The 20,456-nt window shown below is 68.2% G+C and carries 20 protein-coding genes; 7 read left to right on the forward strand and 13 right to left on the reverse strand.

Annotation, left to right across the window (positions count from 1 at the left end; genetic code table 11):
* Positions 1-272: 272 nt before the first annotated feature.
* From QSK35_RS12060 to QSK35_RS12085, 6 genes are all read right to left on the reverse strand, one after another.
* Positions 273-1,550, reverse strand: coding sequence for a M20 family metallopeptidase (locus tag QSK35_RS12060; RefSeq protein WP_285745328.1), 1,278 nt, complete (start codon positions 1,548-1,550; stop codon positions 273-275).
* Entirely contained in the window at positions 1,547-2,719 is a 1,173-nt protein-coding gene (locus QSK35_RS12065) for a M20 family metallopeptidase (RefSeq protein ID WP_285745330.1), read from the reverse strand. The genes QSK35_RS12060 and QSK35_RS12065 overlap by 4 nt, the downstream gene beginning before the upstream one ends.
* 185 nt (positions 2,720-2,904) lie before the next feature.
* Entirely contained in the window at positions 2,905-3,195 is a 291-nt protein-coding gene (locus QSK35_RS12070) for a hypothetical protein (protein WP_285745332.1), read from the reverse strand.
* A gap of 62 nt (positions 3,196-3,257) precedes the next feature.
* Positions 3,258-4,244 (reverse strand): methylmalonyl Co-A mutase-associated GTPase MeaB, encoded by a 987-nt coding sequence (meaB, locus tag QSK35_RS12075; protein WP_285745334.1) that lies wholly within the window; start codon positions 4,242-4,244, stop codon positions 3,258-3,260.
* A complete protein-coding gene (gene scpA / locus QSK35_RS12080; RefSeq protein WP_285745336.1) occupies positions 4,237-6,375 on the reverse strand; it encodes a methylmalonyl-CoA mutase in 2,139 nt (712 codons plus the stop codon). Before scpA ends, meaB begins: the two co-directional genes overlap by 8 nt.
* Positions 6,372-8,051 carry a methylmalonyl-CoA mutase family protein gene (locus QSK35_RS12085; protein ID WP_285745337.1) on the reverse strand — a complete coding sequence of 560 codons (1,680 nt, stop codon included), beginning with the start codon at positions 8,049-8,051 and terminating at the stop codon, positions 6,372-6,374. The genes scpA and QSK35_RS12085 overlap by 4 nt, the downstream gene beginning before the upstream one ends.
* Before the next feature lie 90 nt (positions 8,052-8,141).
* On the opposite strand from QSK35_RS12085, the gene QSK35_RS12090 reads away from it, so the two are divergent.
* From QSK35_RS12090 to QSK35_RS12100, 3 genes are all read left to right on the forward strand, one after another.
* A complete protein-coding gene (locus QSK35_RS12090; RefSeq protein WP_285745338.1) occupies positions 8,142-9,800 on the forward strand; it encodes a serine/threonine-protein kinase in 1,659 nt (552 codons plus the stop codon).
* A 697-nt stretch (positions 9,801-10,497) separates the two neighbouring features.
* Complete coding sequence (locus tag QSK35_RS12095; RefSeq protein WP_285745340.1) at positions 10,498-11,295, forward strand: purine-nucleoside phosphorylase; 798 nt, start codon at positions 10,498-10,500, stop codon at positions 11,293-11,295.
* Positions 11,292-12,896, forward strand: a complete 1,605-nt coding sequence (locus tag QSK35_RS12100) for a phospho-sugar mutase (protein ID WP_285745342.1) — start codon at positions 11,292-11,294, stop codon at positions 12,894-12,896. The genes QSK35_RS12095 and QSK35_RS12100 overlap by 4 nt, the downstream gene beginning before the upstream one ends.
* Here QSK35_RS12100 and QSK35_RS12105 read toward each other — a convergent pair.
* Positions 12,886-13,209 (reverse strand): hypothetical protein, encoded by a 324-nt coding sequence (locus QSK35_RS12105; RefSeq protein WP_285745343.1) that lies wholly within the window; start codon positions 13,207-13,209, stop codon positions 12,886-12,888. The two genes, QSK35_RS12100 and QSK35_RS12105, sit on opposite strands and share 11 nt — an antisense overlap.
* Positions 13,210-13,388: 179 nt before the next feature.
* On the opposite strand from QSK35_RS12105, the gene QSK35_RS12110 reads away from it, so the two are divergent.
* Positions 13,389-13,853, forward strand: a complete 465-nt coding sequence (locus tag QSK35_RS12110) for a flavodoxin family protein (RefSeq protein WP_285745344.1) — start codon at positions 13,389-13,391, stop codon at positions 13,851-13,853.
* 193 nt (positions 13,854-14,046) lie between these two features.
* Here the strand turns inward: QSK35_RS12110 and QSK35_RS12115 are convergent, their stop codons facing one another.
* From QSK35_RS12115 to QSK35_RS12130, 4 genes are read right to left on the reverse strand one after another with little or no spacing between them, the layout of a single operon-like run.
* Positions 14,047-14,964: an aldo/keto reductase gene (locus QSK35_RS12115; protein WP_285746095.1), complete on the reverse strand. Its 918-nt coding sequence runs from the start codon at positions 14,962-14,964 to the stop codon at positions 14,047-14,049.
* 47 nt (positions 14,965-15,011) lie between these two features.
* Complete coding sequence (locus tag QSK35_RS12120) at positions 15,012-15,389, reverse strand: MerR family transcriptional regulator (protein WP_285745346.1); 378 nt, start codon at positions 15,387-15,389, stop codon at positions 15,012-15,014.
* 33 nt (positions 15,390-15,422) lie between these two features.
* Positions 15,423-15,809: a type II toxin-antitoxin system death-on-curing family toxin gene (locus tag QSK35_RS12125; RefSeq protein ID WP_285745348.1), complete on the reverse strand. Its 387-nt coding sequence runs from the start codon at positions 15,807-15,809 to the stop codon at positions 15,423-15,425.
* Positions 15,810-15,858: 49 nt separating this feature from the next.
* On the reverse strand, positions 15,859-16,065 hold the full coding sequence (locus QSK35_RS12130; RefSeq protein WP_285745351.1) for a YlcI/YnfO family protein: 207 nt from the start codon (positions 16,063-16,065) through the stop codon (positions 15,859-15,861).
* 56 nt (positions 16,066-16,121) lie between these two features.
* Between QSK35_RS12130 and QSK35_RS12135 the strand changes: the two genes are divergently transcribed.
* On the forward strand, positions 16,122-16,703 hold the full coding sequence (locus tag QSK35_RS12135) for a TetR/AcrR family transcriptional regulator (RefSeq protein WP_285745353.1): 582 nt from the start codon (positions 16,122-16,124) through the stop codon (positions 16,701-16,703).
* 61 nt (positions 16,704-16,764) lie between these two features.
* Here the strand turns inward: QSK35_RS12135 and QSK35_RS12140 are convergent, their stop codons facing one another.
* Positions 16,765-18,036, reverse strand: coding sequence for a glycoside hydrolase family 18 protein (locus QSK35_RS12140; RefSeq protein WP_285745354.1), 1,272 nt, complete (start codon positions 18,034-18,036; stop codon positions 16,765-16,767).
* A 114-nt stretch (positions 18,037-18,150) separates the two neighbouring features.
* The gene (gene upp / locus QSK35_RS12145) at positions 18,151-18,774 is read right to left on the reverse strand and encodes a uracil phosphoribosyltransferase (RefSeq protein ID WP_285745356.1); all 624 of its coding nucleotides are present in this window, start codon (positions 18,772-18,774) and stop codon (positions 18,151-18,153) included.
* A 58-nt stretch (positions 18,775-18,832) separates the two neighbouring features.
* Here upp and QSK35_RS12150 point away from each other — a divergent pair, with 58 nt between their 5' ends.
* Positions 18,833-19,819, forward strand: coding sequence for a Gfo/Idh/MocA family protein (locus QSK35_RS12150; RefSeq protein WP_285745358.1), 987 nt, complete (start codon positions 18,833-18,835; stop codon positions 19,817-19,819).
* Between the two features lie 40 nt (positions 19,820-19,859).
* Positions 19,860-20,456: a winged helix-turn-helix domain-containing protein gene (locus QSK35_RS12155; protein WP_285745360.1), complete on the forward strand. Its 597-nt coding sequence runs from the start codon at positions 19,860-19,862 to the stop codon at positions 20,454-20,456.

The raw sequence follows: 20,456 nt of genomic DNA on the forward strand, positions 1-20,456 counted from the left end.
CGGCCCACCACGCCGCCCGAAGGGATCGAACACAGCGCCCCTGAGGTTCCAAGTCAAGCCCCAATCGCGGCGCCGAAGGCGCCCCCGGAAGACGCAGCGCCCCACGACACCGGCAGCCGACAAAAGGGCGACCACGCACGCAACCGGCAGCCAACCAAGCAACCACGCACGCAAGCAACCGGCAGCCAAAGACACTCACGCAACCGGCAAACGGTTAGGGGCACCCCAGCGACGCAAACGCCGCGAGAGTGCCCCTAACAGCAGAAGCAGGATCAGGCCAAAGCGGCCAGCGCCGCGTGCACCATCACACGCACACCAACGAGCAGAGCCCGCTCATCCAGATCAAACGTAGGCTGGTGGAGATCCCGCTGCTTCTCCACCCCATTCCAAACCCCAAGCCGCGCAAACGACCCGGGAACGTGCTCGAGGTACCACCCGAAGTCCTCCCCACCGGAGGACTGCTCAGTCCCAGCCAGCGCGTCATCCCCCAGAGCGGCCTCAATCCCGGCCCGCAGCAGCATGGTCGACTCACGATCGTTGACCACAGGCGGCACGCCACGCCGATGATGCAGGTCGAATCCGACACCGGTAGGCAGCAGCAACCCGGTGACCAGGTCCTTCACCAGCGGCTCGAGCTCAGCCCAGATGTCGCGGTCACCAGTACGCAGCGTCCCGGACAGCACACCGTCCTGAGGCACGGCGTTAGGCGCCTGACCTGCGTGAACAGCACCCCACACGAGCACGGTGGCCGACCGGGGGTCGACGCGCCGCGACAGCATGGTCGGCAGCCCGGTGATCACGGTCCCGAGGGCGTGCACCAGGTCGGCGGTCAGATGCGGCCGCGAGGTGTGCCCGCCGGGCGACGTCAGGCGCAGTTCCAGCAGGTCGGAGGCCGACGTGATGGCACCGATGCGCGTGCCTACGCGGCCTACCTGCAGGCGCGGGTCACAGTGCAGGCCGAAGATTCGCTCCACGCCGTCGACGCCACCCGCGGCGACCACGTCCAGCGCGCCGCCGGGCATGACCTCCTCGGCGGGCTGGAAGATCAGGCGTACTCGGCCGGGTAGCTCGGTCGCGGCGGCCAGGGCCAGCGCGGCGCCGATCAGCACGGTCGTGTGGGCGTCGTGGCCGCACGCGTGGGATACGCCGTCCACTGTGGACGAGAATTCCAGGCCCGTGTTCTCGGACAACGGTAGCGCGTCCATGTCGGCACGCAGGGCCACGCAGCGGGGGCCGGAGCCCACGTCGCAGATCAGGCCGGTGCCGCCGGGCAGAATTCTTGGCTTGAGGCCGACCGAGCGCAGCAGCCCGGCTACCAGCTCCGTCGTGTTGAACTCTTTGCGGGATAGCTCGGGGTTGGCGTGGATGTGCCGTCGCCAGGCGATGACATCGCCCGCGTTCGCCTTCAGCCAGTCGTCGAGCCACGCGGGCCCGCGCCCTTCACCGAGATCCTCCACAGGGGACATGCTGACCCCGGTGTCGGTCACCAGCACGTTGGGTTCCCCCTCGGCCGGTGAAATCCGGCCGGGTCGGGAGTCCAGGACCGTCATGCCGCACCTCCCCGCGCGAGCAGGCGTGCCCGCTGCTCGGGGTCCGTGGCTGTCGCGATCGTCGTCCAGGCCATGGCGAGTGCTCCGTCGAGCAACGCCCGGTCGGCGGACGGCGACGCACAGGCGGTCGCGAACTCTGATTGGTGGTTCACCGCGTCTCCGCAGTCGATGGCAATGGTCGGGTGGATAGCGGGCAACACTCTGGTTACGTTGCCCATGTCGGTACTCCCGATCTTCTCGCGCTGCTCCTGCTCGGGGCTCAGCGGCCGTCTCCCCAGCTCGGTGGCCGCACGCCGGTAGGCGTCGGCGAGCCACGGGTCAGGAGTCAGCTCGGCGTAGATCGGTGAGACCTGCACGACCTCATGGGTGCAACCGGTGGCCAAGGCCCCGGCCTTGAAGCAGTCCCGGATCCGGTTCTCCAGGCGCTTCAACGATTCCACGTTCTCTCCCCGCAAATCGAACATCGCCGATGTGCGGGCGGGTATTACGTTCGGCACCGTGCCGCCACGCGTGACGATGCCGCTTACCATTTGGCCCGGCTCGAGGTGGTGGCGCAATAGCCCGATCGCCACCTGCGCCACGGTGATGGCGTCGCCCGCGTTGATGCCCAGGTGGGGCGCCGCGGCGGCGTGGGACGGACGGCCGGTGTAGTTGACCTCGAGGTCGGTGATGGCCAGGCTGCCCGACGCACAGGACTCGTACGGCGCGGGGTGCACCATCATCGAGAACGAGACGTCGTCGAACACGCCCCGCTCGAGCATCAGCACCTTGCCGCCGCCGACCTCCTCCGCGGGCGTCCCGATCACGCGAACGGTGATGCCCAGCTCGTCCGCGACGTCGCGCAACGCCAGCGCGGCGCCGGTCGACGCCGCGGCGATGACGTTGTGGCCGCACGCGTGGCCGACCTCGGGCAGGGCGTCGTACTCGGCGCACAGGCCCAGCACGAGCTCACCGTCTCCGTAGGTGGCCGTGAAGGCCGTGTCCAGCTCGGCGACGCCACGTTCGACCTTGAACCCCTCGCCGGCCAGCAGGCCCGCGACCTTCTCCATGCTCCGATGTTCGGCGAAGGCCAGTTCCGGTTCGGCGTGGATGCTGTGGGAGAGGTCCACCAGCGCGTCCGAGTACCGCTCGATGGTCGAGCGTGTGCTGATCTTCAAGTCGGTACTCATTTGCGTCCATCCTGCATCACGGCCTGGCAGGCAAGGCGCACTCTTCGTGATCAACCGGACGGCCGGTCACGGCCCTGCGCCAAGCGGTGAGCCAATGTTCGGTCTGACCGATCAAAGATGACGCAAATGCTCTGGCGAGACGCTAAATTTCCACTATTGCGTTCCACCTAGTGAGACGAGCGTCCTCACCCCTGGGCAGCCTTCGCGGCTTCCCGCTTCTTCTTCCAACGCTGCCAACGCTTCTTGTTCCGGTAGTAGACCAGCACGAACAGCGCTACCGCGATGGCGGTTATCCAGACCTTCTTCTTCGTTTCAGCCTTCTGCTCGGGCGACACCTCTTGCTGCGGGTTGAGATCCGGCCCGTTCGAAGGTTGCACGACGGAGTAGCCCGAATTGGTGGGTGTCGCCACGGCCGTTCCCCCGACCGCGAACACGCCTAGCAACGCGAGCAAACAGGCCACCAGCAACCTCGACATGACCTGAACTCTACCTCGCATACCACCAACGGCGGTCACCCAAACCAGCGACGCCGTAACCGTCAGTTGGTAAGGAAAGCAGCGAGGATCCGCTCGGCGGCGAGCGTCGCGGTGAGCTCACCAGCACGGACCTGACGTTCCAGCTCGGGCACCTGCGCCCGCACGGCCGGGTTCGTCCGGACGGACGTCCACAGCTGGTCGCGCACCATCTGCCACGTCCACTCCACCTGCTGGCGGCGGCGCTTCTCCTCCAGCTCACCGGCATCGGCGAGCGTCGAGCGGTGTTCGAGCACCTTGTTCCACAGTGGCTCCAGCCCGGCGCCGGACAGGCCACTGCACGTGAGCACGGGTGGATGCCACAGATCGTCCGGGTGGCGCAGCAACCGCAGCGCGCCCGCGAGCTCGCGCGCGGCCTTGCGCGCGTCCTGCTCGAACGGGCCGTCGGCCTTGTTGACCGCGATGACGTCGGCGAGCTCCAGCACGCCCTTCTTGATGCCCTGCAACTGGTCGCCGGTGCGCGCGAGCGTGAGGAACAGCGAGCAGTCCGTCATGTTGGCCACGGCCACCTCGGACTGTCCCACCCCGACGGTCTCGACCAGCACCACGTCGTAGCCCGCGGCCTCGACCAGCACGATCGTCTCGCGGGTCGCCTGCGCGACACCGCCCAGCGTGCCGGACGTAGGCGACGGCCGGATGAACGCGTTCGGATCCGTGGCCAGGCGGGCCATCCGCGTCTTGTCGCCCAGGATGCTGCCGCCGGACCGCGTCGACGACGGGTCGACCGCGAGCACGGCGACGCGATGCCCCTGCTCGGTCAGCATCATGCCGAGCGCGTCGATGAATGTCGACTTGCCGACACCGGGCACGCCCGTGATGCCGACGCGGATCGCGTTGCCGGACTTGGGGAGCAGCTCGACCAGCAGCTCCTGGGCCGAAGCCCGGTGATCAGCACGCGTGGACTCGACGAGCGTGATCGCCCGCGCGAGCATCCCACGGTTGCCGGCGAGCACGCCCTTCGCGTACTCGCCGACGTCGATACCCTTAGCCATCGTGTCCCAATTGGACGGACAGCTTCCGCAGCAGGTCCGCCGCCGCGTCGGCGATGACCGTGCCGGGCGGGAAGATCGCGGTCGCACCCGCCGCGTAAAGCTCGTCGAAGTCCTGCGGCGGGATGACGCCACCGACCACGATCATGATGTCCTCGCGGCCGAGCTTCGCCAGCTCCTCCTTCAACGCGGGCACCAGCGTGAGGTGGCCGGCGGCCAGCGAGGACACGCCGACGATGTGCACGTCGGCCTCGACGGCCTGGCGCGCGACCTCGTCCGGCGTCTGGAAGAGCGGGCCGACGTCGACGTCGAAGCCGAGGTCGGCGAACGCCGTGGCGATCACCTTCTGTCCGCGGTCGTGGCCGTCCTGGCCCATCTTCGCGACGAGGATGCGCGGCCGGCGGCCCTCGGCCTCGGCGAACTCCTCGACGACCTGACGACAGTTATCCACATTGGACACCGCGCCGACCTCCTGCCGGTAGACACCGGAGATGGTACGGATCTGCGCCGAGTGGCGGCCCCACACCTTGCCCAGCGACTCGGAGATCTCACCGACCGTGGCCTTCGCCCGAGCCGCGTTGATCGCCAGCTCCAGCAGGTTGCCCCCACCGGAAGCGGCGTTGGTCAACGCGTTCAGCGCCGAGTCCACTTCGGACTGATCCCGCTCCTCACGCAACCGGCGCAGCTTGTCCAGCTGCTGGGCGCGCACGCCGGCGTTGTCGACCTTGAGCACCTCGATCTGCTCGTCGTTGTCGACCTGGTACTTGTTCACGCCGATGACCGGCTGGCGGCCGGAGTCGATGCGCGCCTGGGTGCGCGCGGCGGCCTCCTCGATGCGCAGCTTCGGGATGCCCTCGTCGATCGCGCGCGCCATGCCGCCCGCGGCCTCGACCTCGGTGATGTGCCCCCACGCCTTGGCGGCGAGGTCGTGCGTGAGGCGCTCGACGTACGCGCTGCCGCCCCACGGGTCGATCACGCGTGTGGTGCCGGACTCCTGCTGCAGCAACAGCTGCGTGTTGCGCGCGATGCGCGCGGAGAAGTCGGTCGGCAGGGCGAGCGCCTCGTCCAACGCGTTGGTGTGCAACGACTGCGTGTGCCCCTGCGTCGCGGCCATCGCCTCGACGCACGTGCGCGCGACGTTGTTGAACACGTCCTGCGCGGTGAGCGACCAGCCCGACGTCTGGCAGTGCGTCCGCAGCGACAACGACTTCGGCGACTTCGGGTCGAAGCCCTTCACCAGCTTGGCCCACAGCAGGCGCGCGGCGCGCATCTTGGCGACTTCCATGAAGAAGTTCATGCCGATGGCCCAGAAGAACGACAGGCGCGGCGCGAACGCGTCCACGTCCAGCCCGGCCTCACGGCCCGCGCGGATGTACTCGACACCGTCCGCGAGCGTGTAGGCGAGCTCCAGGTCGGCGGTCGCCCCGGCCTCCTGCATGTGGTAGCCGGAGATCGAGATCGAGTTGAACTTCGGCATGTGCGAGGAGGTGTAGCTGAAGATGTCGGAGATGATCCGCATCGACGGCTGCGGCGGGTAGATGTAGGTGTTGCGGACCATGAACTCCTTGAGGATGTCGTTCTGGATGGTCCCCATGAGCTGTTCCGGCTTCACCCCCTGCTCCTCGGCCGCCACCACGAACAGCGCGAGCACCGGCAGCACCGCGCCGTTCATCGTCATCGACACCGACATCTTGTCCAGCGGGATGCCGTCGAACAGCGTGCGCATGTCGTAGATCGAGTCGATCGCGACACCCGCCATGCCGACGTCACCGGCGACGCGCGGGTGGTCGGAGTCGTAGCCGCGGTGCGTGGCCAGGTCGAACGCCACGCTCAGCCCCTTCTGGCCGGCCGCGAGGTTGCGGCGGTAGAAGGCGTTCGACTCCTCGGCGGTGGAGAAGCCCGCGTACTGGCGGATCGTCCACGGCTGGTTGACGTACATCGTCGGGTACGGGCCGCGGAGGAACGGCGCGATGCCCGGATACGTGCCGAGGAAGTCCAGTCCGTCGAGGTCCTGGGCCGTGTAGAACGGCTTGACCGCGATGCCCTCCGGGGTGTCCCACACCGGCAGGTCGGCGCTGAAACCGTTGGGCTGGAGGGTTCCCAGCTCGACGTCCGTGAAGTCGGGGATCGTCATCGCTTCACCCCAAGGAAGTCGAAGGTCTCGGTGAGAATGTCGAGTGCCGGGCACCCCATGAACACGAATCCGTCCACTTCGGCATCGGTTTTCTTACCCGCCAGCAGTACCCGCTCGGCACCGGCCGCACGCAACGCCGTGACCACCGGCACGGCCAGGTCGGCGTAGCTCTGCTCGCTGCCGCACAGCACGGCGATCTTCGCGTCGTCGGCCTTGAACGCCTCGACGACGTCCTCGACGGTCTTCGTCGCACCGGCGTTCGGAGTCGCGAAACCGCCCGCGTTGAACAGGTTCGCCGCGAACGTCGCCCGCGCGGTGTGCGCCGACACCGGCCCGAGCGTCGCGAGGAACACGCGCGGGCGTTCGGGCTGGGCATCGGCCAGGTCGCGCAGCGCCTCGAAGTCCTGGGCGTAGCGAACGCCCGCCTGTGGCTCGGAATGCGGGGTCCGATTGACCGGCTTCTCGTCCAGGAACGGGAACTCGCTGACACCGGTGATCGGGTCGCGCCGGTCGGCGATGTGCTGCCGACGCGTCTCCCACGTCCGCGCGATGCGGTCGTCGACGAGGTTGCGCGCGCTCGGCAGTCCACCCGCGCGTTCGATCTCCTGGAACCACGCCCAGGCCGTCTTGGCCAGCTCGTCGGTCAGCTGCTCGACGTACCAGGACCCGGCCGCCGGGTCGATCACCTCACCGAGGTGCGACTCCTCCAGCAACAGGTTCTGCGTGTTGCGCGCGATGCGCCGGGAGAACTCGTCCGGCAGCCCGATCGCCGCGTCGAACGGCTGCACCGTCACCGCGTCCGCCCCGCCGAGTCCGGCGGCGAAGGCCGCGACCGTGGTGCGCAGCATGTTCACCCACGGGTCGCGCCTGGTCATCATCGCGCTGGACGTGACCGCGTGCTGAACCTGCTTCTCGCCGCTGCCGGACACCTCGGCCACCCGAGCCCACAACCGCCGCGCGGCACGCAGCTTGGCGATGGTGAGGAACTGGTCGGCGGTAGCGGCATACCGGAACTCCAGCTGCGCGAACGCTTGCGCGGTGCTCAGCCCCGCAGCCGTCAGCGCCCGCAGGTGCGCGACGCCCAACGCGATCGACGCACCGAGCTCCTCGGCGTCCGACCCACCCGCGTCGTGGAACGGCAACGCGTCCACCACGACCGTGCGGAGATGCGGGAACAGCTTGTTGGCCTGCTTGATGACCTCGGTGCCCTTGAGGGGGTCGAGCGCGAGGTTGCCGTGCACCTGCTCGGGCAGCAACGGCGACTCGTCGTAGATCCGCAGCATCGCGCGGGCGGCCTCGACGTCACCGTCCAAAGTGATCGGCGCCAGGTCGAGGTAGACGTCGGCGAGCACGTCCTGCAGCGTCTCCGCGGGAACCGCGAGCCAGAGGGACGTGACGCCGCCCTCCAGGTCGTTCATCACCGCGATCTTGTCCGGCACGGTGTGCCGCTGCCGCACGTCCCAGCCCTGCTTGGCGGGCGCGAGACCGGGGAACTTCGAGGAGGCCTCGGTGTAGAGCGGCTGGATGTCGATGCCGTCGTACGTCCGCGTGACCAGGGAGTCGTAGCTCGCGCCGGACTTGCGCAGCACGGCCTCGACCAGGTCACGCCACTGTTCCCGAGTCGGCTCGGGGAACTCGTTGGGGCGGAATTCGGCGGCCAATGCCAACTCCATCATGCATCGCAGTGTTACCGACCGGTACGGGTTCGGCTATGTGAGGTTCACCGCCGTGAACGATGCAGCCAGTGTCCCAGGAAGAATGGATCCGTGGACACCGGTAAGGACCCTTACGCATCCGACCGGCTGATAGCGGGCCGCTACCGCCTCCGGCACCTGCTGGGCCAGGGTTCGATGGGCACGGTCTGGGCAGCCGACGACGAGGTGCTGCGCCGACAGGTCGCCGTAAAAGGCATGCTCCGCCCACCCGGCATGACCGACGCGGACGCCGACGAACTGCGCGAACGCACCATGCGCGAGGCGCGCGCCGTAGCGGCCCTGTCCCACCCCAACCTGGTGACGCTCTACGACGTGGTCCAGCACGAGGACGAGCCATACGTGGTGATGGAGCTGGTCCCGTCCCGCAGCCTGGGCGAGTTCCTGAAGTCACACGGCCGGCTGACCGAGCAGCAGGCAGCCTCAATCGGCGACGCGGTCGCAGCAGCCCTGGAGGCGGCCCACCGAGCCGGCATCACCCACCGCGACGTGAAGCCGGGCAACGTCCTGATAGCCGACGACGGCCGGGTGAAACTGACCGACTTCGGCATAGCCCGAAACGTCGCCGAATCCACGATGACCAGCCGAGGCATCACCCTGGGCACCCCCGCGTACATCGCCCCGGAGGTAGCTTCCGGCGGCGACGTCACCCCGGCCGCCGACCGCTGGTCCCTGGGCGCAACCCTCTGGGCCGCCCTGTCAGGCATGCCGCCGTACGAGGGCACCAACGTGATGCGCACGATCAACCAGGTCGTCAACGACCCAGTCCCCGAACCCGTGGGCGCGGGTGCTCTGGCCCCGGTGATCTCCGGCCTGATGCAGAAGGACCCCACGTCGCGTATGCCCCTGGTAGAGGTGCGCCAGGCGCTGCACCCCCTACTCCCCCCGCCGGGCAAGTCGGTCTTCGGTCTGGAGCCTCCCGCCACGCCCCTACCGGTCCTCCCGCGCCCCAAGCCCGTGATCGCCCCCGAAACACCCTTGGCGTCGGACCCCGGCCCCCTGCCGTTCATGCTGTCCCCCACCACCGAGCTTTCACCGACGCGAACCCGTGCAGCCACAGCCCTACTGGTGTTCGTGGCCTTCCTGGTGTTCCTGGCGTCGTCCATCGGCGGCTTCGCCCTAACGCGCCTGGTGGCGGGCGCCGCCCTGCTCCCCCCGTTCACCGGCACGAACACCACCGTCCTGCCGTCCATCGACCCAACCCTGCGCCTGGAGCAGCAGACCGCGCAGGCGCGCACGGAGAACGGCGACCAGGGCGGCCAGTTCACCGTGAGCGTCGAACCCGACTGGACGATCTACGTGGAGGGCCGCAAGGACCCGCACCTGGGCGTCGCGTACTCGGTGGTCCACTTCGTGTCGCCGAACGGGGCGTACGAGGTGGCCGTGCACCGTTTTCCGGACTGGTACACGAAGAAGCGGGACATCTCCGACTACCTGACCTTGGTCAAGCAACGGTGGCCCGGCCGCTACTTCGGTGAGGAACGCGCCGAGACGCCGTCACTGCCGGGCGACCAGCCGGAGCCCGCACTCCGCCTGACGTACAAGACCGTGGAGGGCGACGGTTCCGGGGCGCTGCGCCGCACGCACTTCTCGCGGGTGCTGCCAACGTCAACTGACCTCTGGGCGATCGAGGTCGTGGTGCCGACGGAGCAGGAGGACGTGGGCCGCACGAAGCTGTTCGACAACATCGCGTCCACCTTCTCGCCGACGTAGCCTCCGCCGGGATTTGTCGGACCGTCGCGCTACGGTCGGCTGGGGGTGTGTCGGCGGGCCCGCGACTTGAGCTGCCCCCGTATCCAGGCTAGCGAGGGGCACCGACACCGGGCCGGGCTGAGGATTCGCGGGTCTGGGTTGAGGACTCGCCGGGTCTGAGCTGAGGACTCGCGCGCACGATGCGCGAAGCGCGAGCCACGGGAACGTCCAGCTCAGGGATCGGGAACGTACGACTCACAGGCGGCGAACGTACGACTCGCGATGCGAAGCGAGCCCCCACCCCGCGCGCGCCAGCGCGCACAACCACCAGGTGGTGGGCCCCTCCCGTCGCATCGCAGGCGAAGCCCTGCCGCATCCGAGACCCCAGGTCAAGCACGCTTTTCGCTTGACCTGGGGTCTCGGATGTGGCTGCCTCAGGTGCGATGCGACGGGAGGGGCACACCACCCCAACGCAACCCACTACGAAACGACACCACGGCCGGGCCCCTCTTTGAGCTGAGCCGGGGTCCGGGGCGGAGCCCCGAGCAGGAAAAGGCGACCACGCACACAACCGGCAGCCAAGGCGCAACCACGCACGAAACCGGCAGCCAAGAAAAGTCAGCGCGTCAACACAAACCCAGCCACGAACGAAAGCCGCCGCGTCACCCCAACCGGCACCACGACGCAAGAACCACGACCCCGGTTTAGGCTCCCCAGCGTGACTGAGAATCCCGAAGAGCTGGCCGCCAAGGCCGCGGATGAGATCAGGACCCGCACCGGGGTGGCCGAGCACGACGTCGCAGTCGTCCTCGGCTCAGGCTGGCGCCCGGCAGCCGAGCTGATCGGCGACCCGAAAACGGAGATCCCGGTCGGCGAACTAACCGGCTACGAGGCCCCAACGGCGGTAGGTCACGGCGGCACGATCCGCAGCCTCCAGGTAGGCGACAAGAACGTCCTGGTAGTGCTGGGCCGCACGCACGGCTACGAGGGCAAGGGCATCGCCAAGGTAGTCCACAACGTACGCACCGCAGCCGCCGCAGGCGCGAAGACAATCGTGCTGACGAACGCCGCAGGCGGCCTAAGGCAGGGCATGTCAGTCGGCCAGCCAGTACTGATCAGCGACCACCTGAACCTGACGGCGGCATCCCCTCTGGTAGGCGCCAGGTTCGTAGACCTGACGGACCTGTACTCCCCAAGGCTGCGCAAGCTGGCGCAGGAAATCGACCCCTCACTGGAGGAGGGCGTCTACGCCGGCCTACCGGGCCCACACTTCGAAACCCCGGCCGAGATCCGCATGCTCCGCACCCTTGGCGCAGACCTGGTGGGCATGTCCACGGTGCACGAGGCCATCGCCGCCCGCGCCGAAGGCGTGGAGGTCTTCGGCCTCTCCCTGGTCACGAACCTCGCAGCAGGCATCACGGGCGAACCACTGAACCACGAGGAAGTCCTGGAGGCGGGCGCGAACGCGGCAGTCCGCATGGGCACCCTCCTGCGCGAACTGGTGACGAGGGCATGAGCCTGCCCCCAGGCCTGCGAGACGCCACGTTCCGCTGGATCGCAGACGACCCGGACGAGGCCACGCGCACCGAACTGCAAACCATCCTCGCCAAGGCAATGAGTGGCGACGAAAACGCGCTGGAAGACCTGCGGGACCGCATGGCCGGACCACTGACGTTCGGCACCGCCGGCCTGCGCGGCCCGGTCCGAGCCGGCTCGAACGGCATGAACCGAGCCGTAGTGATCCGCACAACGGCAGGCCTGGCCAACTGGCTGACGGAAAAGGGCACAGTCTACGTAGGCCGCGACGCCAGGCACGGCTCGCAGGACTTCGCAGAGGCAGCCGCCCAGGTACTGGCGGGCGCGGGCTTCGACGTGCGACTGCTACCGCGCCCCCTGCCAACCCCGGTCCTGGCGTTCCTGGTGCGCAAGCACAACGCGGTCGCGGGCGTACAGATCACGGCATCGCACAACCCACCGGCGGACAACGGCTACAAGCTGTACCTGCGAGGCGGCTCACAGATCGTCCCGCCCGAGGACCGCCAGATCGAACAGGCGATCGCACAGGTACCGGCAGCGGTCAGCGTCCCGCTCAGCACCAACTACCGGACAGTCGACGAAGAGCAGATCGACGAGTACCTGCAGCGCATCGAGCAACTACCGACCGGCACGGCCAAGACGCTGAAGGTCGCACTGACCCCGATGCACGGCGTAGGCGGCCAGACGGCCGTGGAAGCGTTGCGGCGCGCGGGTTTCACCGACGTGCACGTGGTGCGGGCCCAGGCGGTTCCGGACCCGGAGTTCCCGACCGTGGACTTCCCCAACCCGGAGGAGCCCGGCGCCGCGGACCAGCTGCTGAAGCTCGCCGGTGACATCGACGCCGACCTGGCCATCGCGCTGGACCCGGACGCCGACCGGTGTGCGCTGGGTGTGAAGGACGCCGACGGCTGGCGCATGCTGCGCGGCGACGAGACCGGCGTGCTGCTCGGGTCGCTCGTGTTGTCCACTGTGGACCGGCTGGATCCGTTGGTAGCGACCACGATCGTGTCGTCGTCGCTGCTGAAGTCGATCGCGGCCAAGCACGGCGCCCGGTACGCGGAGACGCTGACCGGGTTCAAGTGGCTGGTCCGCGCGGGCGAGGGCCTGGTGTTCGCCTACGAGGAGGCGCTCGGCAACTGCGTCGACCCGGAGTACGTCAGTGACAAGGACGGCATCTCCGCGGCGGTCGTCGCGTGCGACCTGGCGGCCGGCCTCAAGGCGAGCGGGCGCACGTTGCTCGACGCGCTCGACCAGCTCGCCACGGAACACGGCGTACATCTGACGGACCAGGTGTCGCAGCGCCTCACCGACCTCAGCCTGATCGGCAAGGTCATGGCCCGCCTGCGCGCCACGCCGCCGGACGACTTCGCCACCGAGGATCTGCTGCCCGACGCGGACGTGCTGCGCCTGACGGCGCCGGGCGTGCGCGTGATCGTGCGCCCGTCCGGCACCGAACCGAAGCTGAAGGCGTACCTGGAGGTCGTCGAACCGGTAGCGGAGTCGTTGCCGGACGCCAAAGCGAAGGCCCGTCAGCGCATGGCGGAGCTGCGCGAACGCGTGACCGAGCTGGTCATGCCATAGCGATCAGCAACGAGAGCACGCCCACGACGAACGCCCCCGCTGCCACGAAGTAGGGGCGTTTCGTCGGCGGCGTCACGCGGTCCTCGGTCAACGCCGAAACGGCGATGCGCCCGAAGATGTAGCTGAGGCTGGACAGGAACACGCCCGCCGCGAGCACCACGGTGTTCGCCGCCCAAGGACTGTGGTCCGCCCCCGGCCAGATCGCCACGAACACGAGGGGCAGCCCCATCAGGCCCAGCGCGATCCCCAAGCCGAATCCCCAGGTGATGCGGCGGCTACGGCTGCTGGTCGTCAAGATGGCTGTGGTCTTCATATCCCCTCCTGTGTACACCCACAAAGACGTTTGGGGCACCATCGGGTTCCACGGAGATCAGCTTCCGCGGCGAAGAGGCCAGGTGACGACGCAACACCTGCAGCATTACCTGACACTTCGAGCGCGGCCCGGCCAGCAGCCGCGTTGCGGTTGATCGTGACGCGAGGCAGCCTGTCACGGTGCCGAGGTTGCTGATCGTCCACCACACGCCCTCGCCGGCGATGCAGGAGATCCTCGAAGCGGTCGTGAAGGGCGCGACCGACCCCGAGATCGAGGGCGTCGAGGTGCTGAAATGCGCCGCCCTCGCCCCCTCGGTCCCGGACGTCCTCGAAGCGGACGGCTACCTGCTCGGCACCCCGGCCAACATCGGCTACATGAGCGGCGCGCTGAAGCACTTCTTCGACACGATCTACTACCCGTGCCTGGACGCGACGAAAGGCCGGATCTACGGCGCCTACGTGCACGGCAACCTCGGCACCGAAGGCGCCGTGAAGGCCATCAGGACCATCACCACCGGACTGGGCTGGAACCTCGCCGCCGAACCGCTCGAACTGACCGGTCAGCCCGACAAGGCCGCCCTGGAACAGGCCTGGGAGCTGGGCGCCACGATCGCCGCCCAGCTCACCGAGCCGACGTCTAGCTGAGCGTGATCTTCGCGGCCACAGAGTTCTCCCTCGTCGCCGATGCGATAGGCCACCACGTGGTACGCCGAACCCGGAGCCGTTACTAAAAGAGGACATGGCCACGAACCGCGGGAGGCCAAGGTCCGCTTACCTACGAACTACCGTTATGGCCACCTTGATGGACCTGAGGTCCGTCAAGGTGGCCATAACGGCTCTAGCGGCCCACCGGCCGCATGTCCGCGTAGCGGTCACCGACGACCTCCGAGGCGGGAACAGCGGCCTCGATGTCGGCGAGATCCTTGTCGGACAACGACAAGTGCGCTGCCGCGACGTTCTCCTCCAGGTACTTCACGCGCTTGGTGCCCGGAATCGGCACGACGTCGTTGCCGCGGTGCTGCACCCATGCCAGCGCGAGCTGCCCCGCGGTGACCCCCAGCCGTGACGCGACGGCCTCCAGCTTGCGCACCATCTCCAGGTTCTTCTCCAGTGCGCCTTCGGCGAACCGGGGCTGCGCGACGGCACGGAAGTCACCGGCCTCGAACGAGGTGTAGCGGCCGGTCAGCACGCCACGGCCCAGCGGCGAGTAGGGCACGATGCCGATGCCCAGCTCACGCGCGGTCGGCACGATCTCCGCCTCGATGTCGCGTGACCACAGCGACCACTCACTCTGCAGCGCCGTGATCGGGGCGACGGCCGCGGCACGGCGCAGCGTTGAGGCGCCCGCCTCGGACAGGCCGATGTGGCGGATCTTGCCCTCCTCTACGAGCTCCGCCATCGCGCCGACGGTCTCCTCGATGGGCGTGTTCGGGTCGACCCGGTGCAGGTAGTAGAGGTCGATGTGGTCGACGCCGAGCCGCTTGAGCGAACCCTCGACCGACGAACGCACGTACTCGCGGTCGCCGCGGATGCCGCGCGTCAGGGCGTTCTCCGGGTCGCGCACGATGCCGAACTTCGTGGCCAGCACGACCTGGTCGCGCTTGCCGGCGATGGCCCGCCCGACCAGCTCCTCGTTCGTGTACGGGCCGTACATGTCGGCGGTGTCGAGCAGCGTCACGCCGAGCTCCAGCGCCCGGTGGATGGTCGCGATCGACTCGGTGGGGTCACCGGAGCCGTAGAACTCGCTCATCCCCATGCAGCCGAGCCCCTGCGGCCCGACCTCGAGCTTGCCCAAGAAACGGCTCACGCGGAGGCCTCCAAGTCGTGTTCGATCTGCGCGTAGTGTTCGATCTTGTAGTCCAGCACTTCGAGGCAGGACTGCAACTCGGCGATGCGCGCACGCACCTGGGCGCGCTGTTCGACGAGGATCTGCTTGCGACGGCCCGCGGCCACGTCGCCACGGTGCCTGAGCTGCGCGTACTCGCGCATCATCCGGATCGGCATGCCCGTCATGCGCAGTCGCGTGACGAAGGCGAGCCAGCCGAGGTCGTCGTCGGAGTAGGTGCGCCGCCCGCCTGAGTCACGAGCAGGCGGGTCGACCAGCCCGATTCGTTCGTAGTAGCGCAGGGTGTCTATCGACAGTCCGCTGCGCTCCGCCGCCTGGGCGATCGAGTAAGTCACGAAACGAACGTAGAACCTGGAGCGCGCTCCAGGTCAACCCGATTCCTTGGGTAAGCCCCACGCTTCGAGGTGCGCGGCCATCTGCGGCACGTCCATCTTGTCGCGGCCCAGCGCCCGGACGAGGTCGAGCGCGTCGTCCTCCTCGGCGTCGATCCACCAGCCGTTGATGTCGCACATCGTCACCGCGGCGACCCAGCCGAGCCGCCAGTTGCCCTCGGTCAGCGGGCGGGTGCGCACTATCGAGTCGAGCAGTGCGGAGGACTTGAGCCACAGGGTGTCGTACGCCTCGACGCCGAGCACCGTGGCACGCGGACGGTACGCCGCTGTGTCGAGTAAACCGATGTCGCGCACGACGAGATCGCCGCCGGTCACCGCGGTGGCCAGCACGAGCAGGTCACCGGCATCCAGGTAGTTGATCACGGAGTCCAGTTGATCACATGGGTCCGACAATTTCGGGCCCGTACGAGAATCAGGCCGGACCGAGCCTATCGAGAAGCCCCCGGTACTTGGGGAGTACCCGACCGAGTACTTCTCCGAGTTTCTCCTCTTGCTGCATTCGGGCCCACCGGTCTGCCAGCGCAAGGCGGATGACTTCCTGCTTCGACCGCCCTTCCGCCTCCGCCAGGTCGGAAAGGCGCTGGTTCTCCTCGTCGGTCAACCGCAAGGTCATCGCCATGAATCGGACGGTACCAACCTGATACCACATAAACCAGCCGCCGATAGGATTCCTGGATGCCCCGTCCCAAGACCCACGACGACGCGCTGCGTCACCGCCTGTTGGACCGGGCGGGTGAACTGCTGAGCACGGAAGGCCCCGGCGCTCTCAGCTTGCGCAGGCTGGCGGCAGACGTCAACACCTCGACGACGGCCGTCTACTCCCTCTTCGGCGGCAAGCCCGCACTGCTGGAGGCGATGTACGACGAGGCGTTCAGCCGGTTCGGCGCGCGGCTGCAGGCTGTGCCGATCACCGACGACCCGGCCGAGGACCTGATCCGGATCGGCATCGCCTACCGGGAGAGCGCGCTCGCGGACCCGCAGTTCTACGCCGTGCTGTTCAGCAAGGTCGTGACGCCGACCAAGGAGATGAGCAAGGCGGCGATGCGCACGTTCGACCCGGTCGTGAACGCCGTGCGGCGGGGCATCGAGGGCGGCTTCTTCGTCGCGGACGATCCCGAGGCTCTCGCGCTGTCCGCGTGGGGCATCGCGCACGGCCTGGTCAGTCTCGAGCTCAACGGCAACCTGCCGCCCGGACTCGACGTCGCCGCGGCCTACGAACGCGCGTTGCGCGCACACTCGGCCGGCTGGCGCGCATAGATGGCGGAATCCGGGGAGGCGGCCGCCGCGAAACCTCCCCGGACTCCGTTGAACTGTCCGGTTAGGACAGTCCGCTGCTGAGCGCCTTGATCAGCTCGCCCTGGGCGGTGTCACCGTCCAGCGACCAGATCATCGCGCCCCCAAGCCGGCGGTCACTGATGAAGCGGGCCTTGCGCTTCATCTCCGTCGGGTCGTCGTAGGTCCACCACGTGGTGCCGTCGTACAGCCACGCGAAGCCCGCGCGCTCGTCGCGGTAGATCTTGAACTTGTCCTGCTGGCTCTTGAGAATCCGGTAGTCCTCGTAGCCGGCCTCGTACGTGCCCGGCGCGGGAGTACCCGTCTGGAACAGGCCGTTGTTCATCGGCGCCACACCGGTCCAGCCGCGGCTGTAGAAGGGGACGCCGAGCACGGCCTTGCTGCGTGGCACACCGCGGCGCAGGTAGGCGTTCACCGTGACCTCGGAGCTGAACTCGGCGGGCGACGGGTCGCCCTTCGGGACGCGCAGCGCGGACTGCTGGTTGGCGTTCGGTTCCCACGCGCCGTGGTAGTCGTAGCCCTGCAGCGTGCCGAACGTGAGCAGGCAGAACACCGGCAGGACCTCGTAGCCGCGGTCGAGCTGCACCGGGTCGGCCGGCAGGAACGCGGTCAGGTCACGCGCCCAGCCCAGTTGCTTGCGGTACTCGATGAGCAGCTTGGTGTAGTTCTGCTTGTCCTCGGGTCGCACGACGTTGCCGTCGTTGCCGGGGCTCGCCGGCCACTCCCAGTCGAGGTCGATGCCGTCGAAGACGCCCTTGGCCGCACCCTCGGGCAGGCCGGGCAGGTTGCCCTTGATCCACATGTCGACGCACGACTTCACGTGCGCCGCACGGGACTCGGGGCTCAGTGCCGCGTTGGAGAAGTACTTGGAGCCGGTCCAGCCACCGAGCGAGATGTTGATGTGCAGCTTGGGGAACTTCGCCTTGAGCTGCTTGAGCTGGTTGAGGTTGCCGTTGAGCGCCTGACCGGGCTCGTCGGCCTTGCCGCTGACGCTCTGCTCGGCCGTGAACGGCTTCTGCCAGTCCGCCCACGCGTCCGCGCTGACGCACGTGCCCTTCTCGTCGAGGAACCCGAACGCGTAGTTCAGGTGCGTGAGCCGAGCCGCCGTTCCGTTGTCGACCAGGTTCTTGACCAGGAAGTTCCGGCCGTAGATCCCCCACTGGGTGAAGTAGCCGACGGTCTTCGCGCGGTTGTGACCCTGGATCTGAATGGCTTCGTCGGCGTTCGCGATCGGCGCGAGCGACACCGAGAGGGCGCCGACCATGACGGCGGCGACGCCCCATCTCGATCTGGACATGATTCTCCTCGCAACGGCGGCAGCGGCGTTGTGGTCAGCAGCACGTTAGGCCTGAGGTCTAGACCACTGCTACGGCCGATCGGAGGAATCACGTAAACGGCTCGATACGTTGGGTTACACGGCCCCGTACTGGCGATCCCCAGCGTCACCGAGACCGGGCACAATGAAGCCCGAGTCGTTCAACCGCTCGTCCACGCTGGCCGTGACCAGCCGGACCGGCAGGCCGGAGTCCTCGAGGTGGTTGATGCCCTCCGGTGCGGCGAGCGCGCAGATCGCGGTCACGTCCGTCGCGCCACGCTGGGTGAGCAGCCGGATGGTGTAGGCCATCGAACCGCCGGTCGCGAGCATCGGGTCGAGGACGAACACGGGCCGCCCTTCGAGGCTCTCCGGCAGCGACTCCATGTACGGCGTCGGCTGGAGCGTCTCCTCGTCGCGGGCGAGGCCGACGAAGCCCATCTGGGCGTCCGGGATGAGCTTGTGCGCCTGGTCCGCCATGCCGAGCCCGGCCCGCAGCACCGGCACCAGCAGCGGCGGGTTGGCCAGCTTGAACCCCGTCGTGCGCGCCACCGGCGTGTGCGTCCGCTCCTCGATAAGCGGCAGGTCGCGGGTCGCTTCGTAGACGAGCATGACGGTCAGTTCGTGCAACGCCGCACGGAATGCCGCATTGTCGGTGCGCGCGTCGCGCATGGTGGTGAGCCGCGCGCGGGCGAGCGGGTGATCGACGACCAGGACGTCCATGGTGGACACCGTAACCGCTGCGAGCCCCGCGGCACGTTTTGGTGGAATGATCTGTGTCGTGACGGACCACGTGCGCATCGGTGTCCTCGGAGCGGCTCGCATCACGCCGGGGGCGGTGATCAAACCGGCCAGGTCCTCCACCACGGCGGAGGTCGTGGCGGTAGCGGCGCGCTCCCGTGACCGCGCCCAGGAGTTCGCGGACAAGCACGGCATCCCGCGCGTGCACACGTCGTACACCGAACTGCTCGAGGACCCCGCGGTCGACGCCATCTACAACCCGCTGCCCAATGGCCTGCACGGCAAGTGGACGCTGGCGTCGCTCGAGGCGGGCAAGCACGTGCTGTGCGAGAAACCTTTCACCGCCAATGCGTCCGAGGCCCGCGTGGTCGCCGACGCGGCCGCCGCCTCGGGCCTCGTGGTGATGGAGGCCTTCCACTACCGCTACCACCCGATGATCACGCGACTGCAGGAGATCATCTCGTCCGGCGTGCTCGGCCCCCTGCGGCACGTCTCGACCGCGCTGTGCTTCCCGCTGCCCGTGTTCTCCGACATCCGCTACGACATGTCGCTCGCCGGCGGCGCGATGATGGACGCCGGTTGTTACGCCGTGAACATGGCGCGGCTGTTCGGCGAACCCACCGTTCGCTCGGCGCGGGCGCTGCTGCGCGGTCCCGACATCGACCGCGCGATGACCGCTTCCGTGGTGTTCCCCGAGGGGCACACCGGCACCATCCAGGCCTCGATGTGGTCGCGCACCCTGTTGAAGATCTCCATCCGGGCCATCGGCGAGGACGGCGAGGTGCGGGTGTTCAACCCGCTCGGGCCCCAGTTCGTGCACCGGCTTTCGTTGCGGCTCAAGGACAGCCGGACTTCGGAGACCTTCGGGAAGCGGCCTACCTATGCGTATCAGCTGGATGCGTTCACTGAGGCGGTGCTGCACGGGAAGCCCTTCCCGACCACGGCCGAGGACGCCGTGAAGAACATGGCCGTCATCGACGCGATCTACGAGGCGGCCGGGCTTCCCGTGCGGCAGCCGAGCGCCTAGCCGCTTGACACTTCGCATAAACCGAAGATATCTTCGGTTTATGCGAAGTAACGCACCTTCGTTGCTTCCCGTCCTGCGATCCCGCCTGCAGGCCGGCGTGCTGGCGGCAACGCTGCTCAACCCGGAGCAGGAGCACTCGATCACCGAGCTGGCGGAGCTGGTCGGCGGGTCGCTGAGCGGTGTGCACGACGAGGTCCGGCGGCTCGAGGAGGCGGGCATCCTCCAGACCCGGCAGGTCGGCCGTACACGCCTGGTCAGGGCCGGTACCGGCCCCCTCGTCGAGCCGCTGACGAGGTTGATCGAGCTGGCGTTCGGGCCCAAGCAGGTCGTCGAGGAGGAGTTCGGCTCCCTCGGCAATGCCGTGGAACTCATGATCTTCGGCTCGTGGGCGGCCAGGTACCACGACGAACCTGGTCCCGAGCCGAAGGACATCGACGTGCTGGTGGTCGGTCCGGTGGACCGCGGCGAGGTCTACGCGGCCGCCGATCGGGCTGAGAAACGCCTTGGGCGGGCGGTGAACCCGACCGTCGTCAGCGCGAAACGGTGGGCGGCGCAGTCGCTGGAGGACGCACTGCTGCAGGACATCTCATCCCGTCGGGTGGTCAAGATTCCGTTGGCGCGCACCGAAAAGGAGTGA

It is taken from the genome of Lentzea sp. NBRC 105346 (genome assembly GCF_030269605.1).
Classification (GTDB): domain Bacteria; phylum Actinomycetota; class Actinomycetes; order Mycobacteriales; family Pseudonocardiaceae; genus Lentzea.

Bases quoted from the DNA above. Each gene is read 5' to 3' on its own strand.
- QSK35_RS12060 (WP_285745328.1), bottom strand. From the start codon at position 1,550: ATGACGGTCCTGGACTCCCGACCCGGCCGGATTTCACCGGCCGAGGGG.
- QSK35_RS12065 (WP_285745330.1), bottom strand. From the start codon at position 2,719: ATGAGTACCGACTTGAAGATCAGCACACGCTCGACCATCGAGCGGTAC.
- QSK35_RS12070 (WP_285745332.1), bottom strand. From the start codon at position 3,195: ATGTCGAGGTTGCTGGTGGCCTGTTTGCTCGCGTTGCTAGGCGTGTTC.
- meaB (WP_285745334.1), bottom strand. From the start codon at position 4,244: ATGGCTAAGGGTATCGACGTCGGCGAGTACGCGAAGGGCGTGCTCGCC.
- scpA (WP_285745336.1), bottom strand. From the start codon at position 6,375: ATGACGATCCCCGACTTCACGGACGTCGAGCTGGGAACCCTCCAGCCC.
- QSK35_RS12085 (WP_285745337.1), bottom strand. From the start codon at position 8,051: ATGATGGAGTTGGCATTGGCCGCCGAATTCCGCCCCAACGAGTTCCCC.
- QSK35_RS12100 (WP_285745342.1), top strand. From the start codon at position 11,292: ATGAGCCTGCCCCCAGGCCTGCGAGACGCCACGTTCCGCTGGATCGCA.
- QSK35_RS12105 (WP_285745343.1), bottom strand. From the start codon at position 13,209: ATGAAGACCACAGCCATCTTGACGACCAGCAGCCGTAGCCGCCGCATC.
- QSK35_RS12115 (WP_285746095.1), bottom strand. From the start codon at position 14,964: ATGGGGATGAGCGAGTTCTACGGCTCCGGTGACCCCACCGAGTCGATC.
- QSK35_RS12130 (WP_285745351.1), bottom strand. From the start codon at position 16,065: ATGGCGATGACCTTGCGGTTGACCGACGAGGAGAACCAGCGCCTTTCC.
- QSK35_RS12135 (WP_285745353.1), top strand. From the start codon at position 16,122: ATGCCCCGTCCCAAGACCCACGACGACGCGCTGCGTCACCGCCTGTTG.
- QSK35_RS12140 (WP_285745354.1), bottom strand. From the start codon at position 18,036: ATGTCCAGATCGAGATGGGGCGTCGCCGCCGTCATGGTCGGCGCCCTC.
- upp (WP_285745356.1), bottom strand. From the start codon at position 18,774: ATGGACGTCCTGGTCGTCGATCACCCGCTCGCCCGCGCGCGGCTCACC.
- QSK35_RS12155 (WP_285745360.1), top strand. From the start codon at position 19,860: ATGCGAAGTAACGCACCTTCGTTGCTTCCCGTCCTGCGATCCCGCCTG.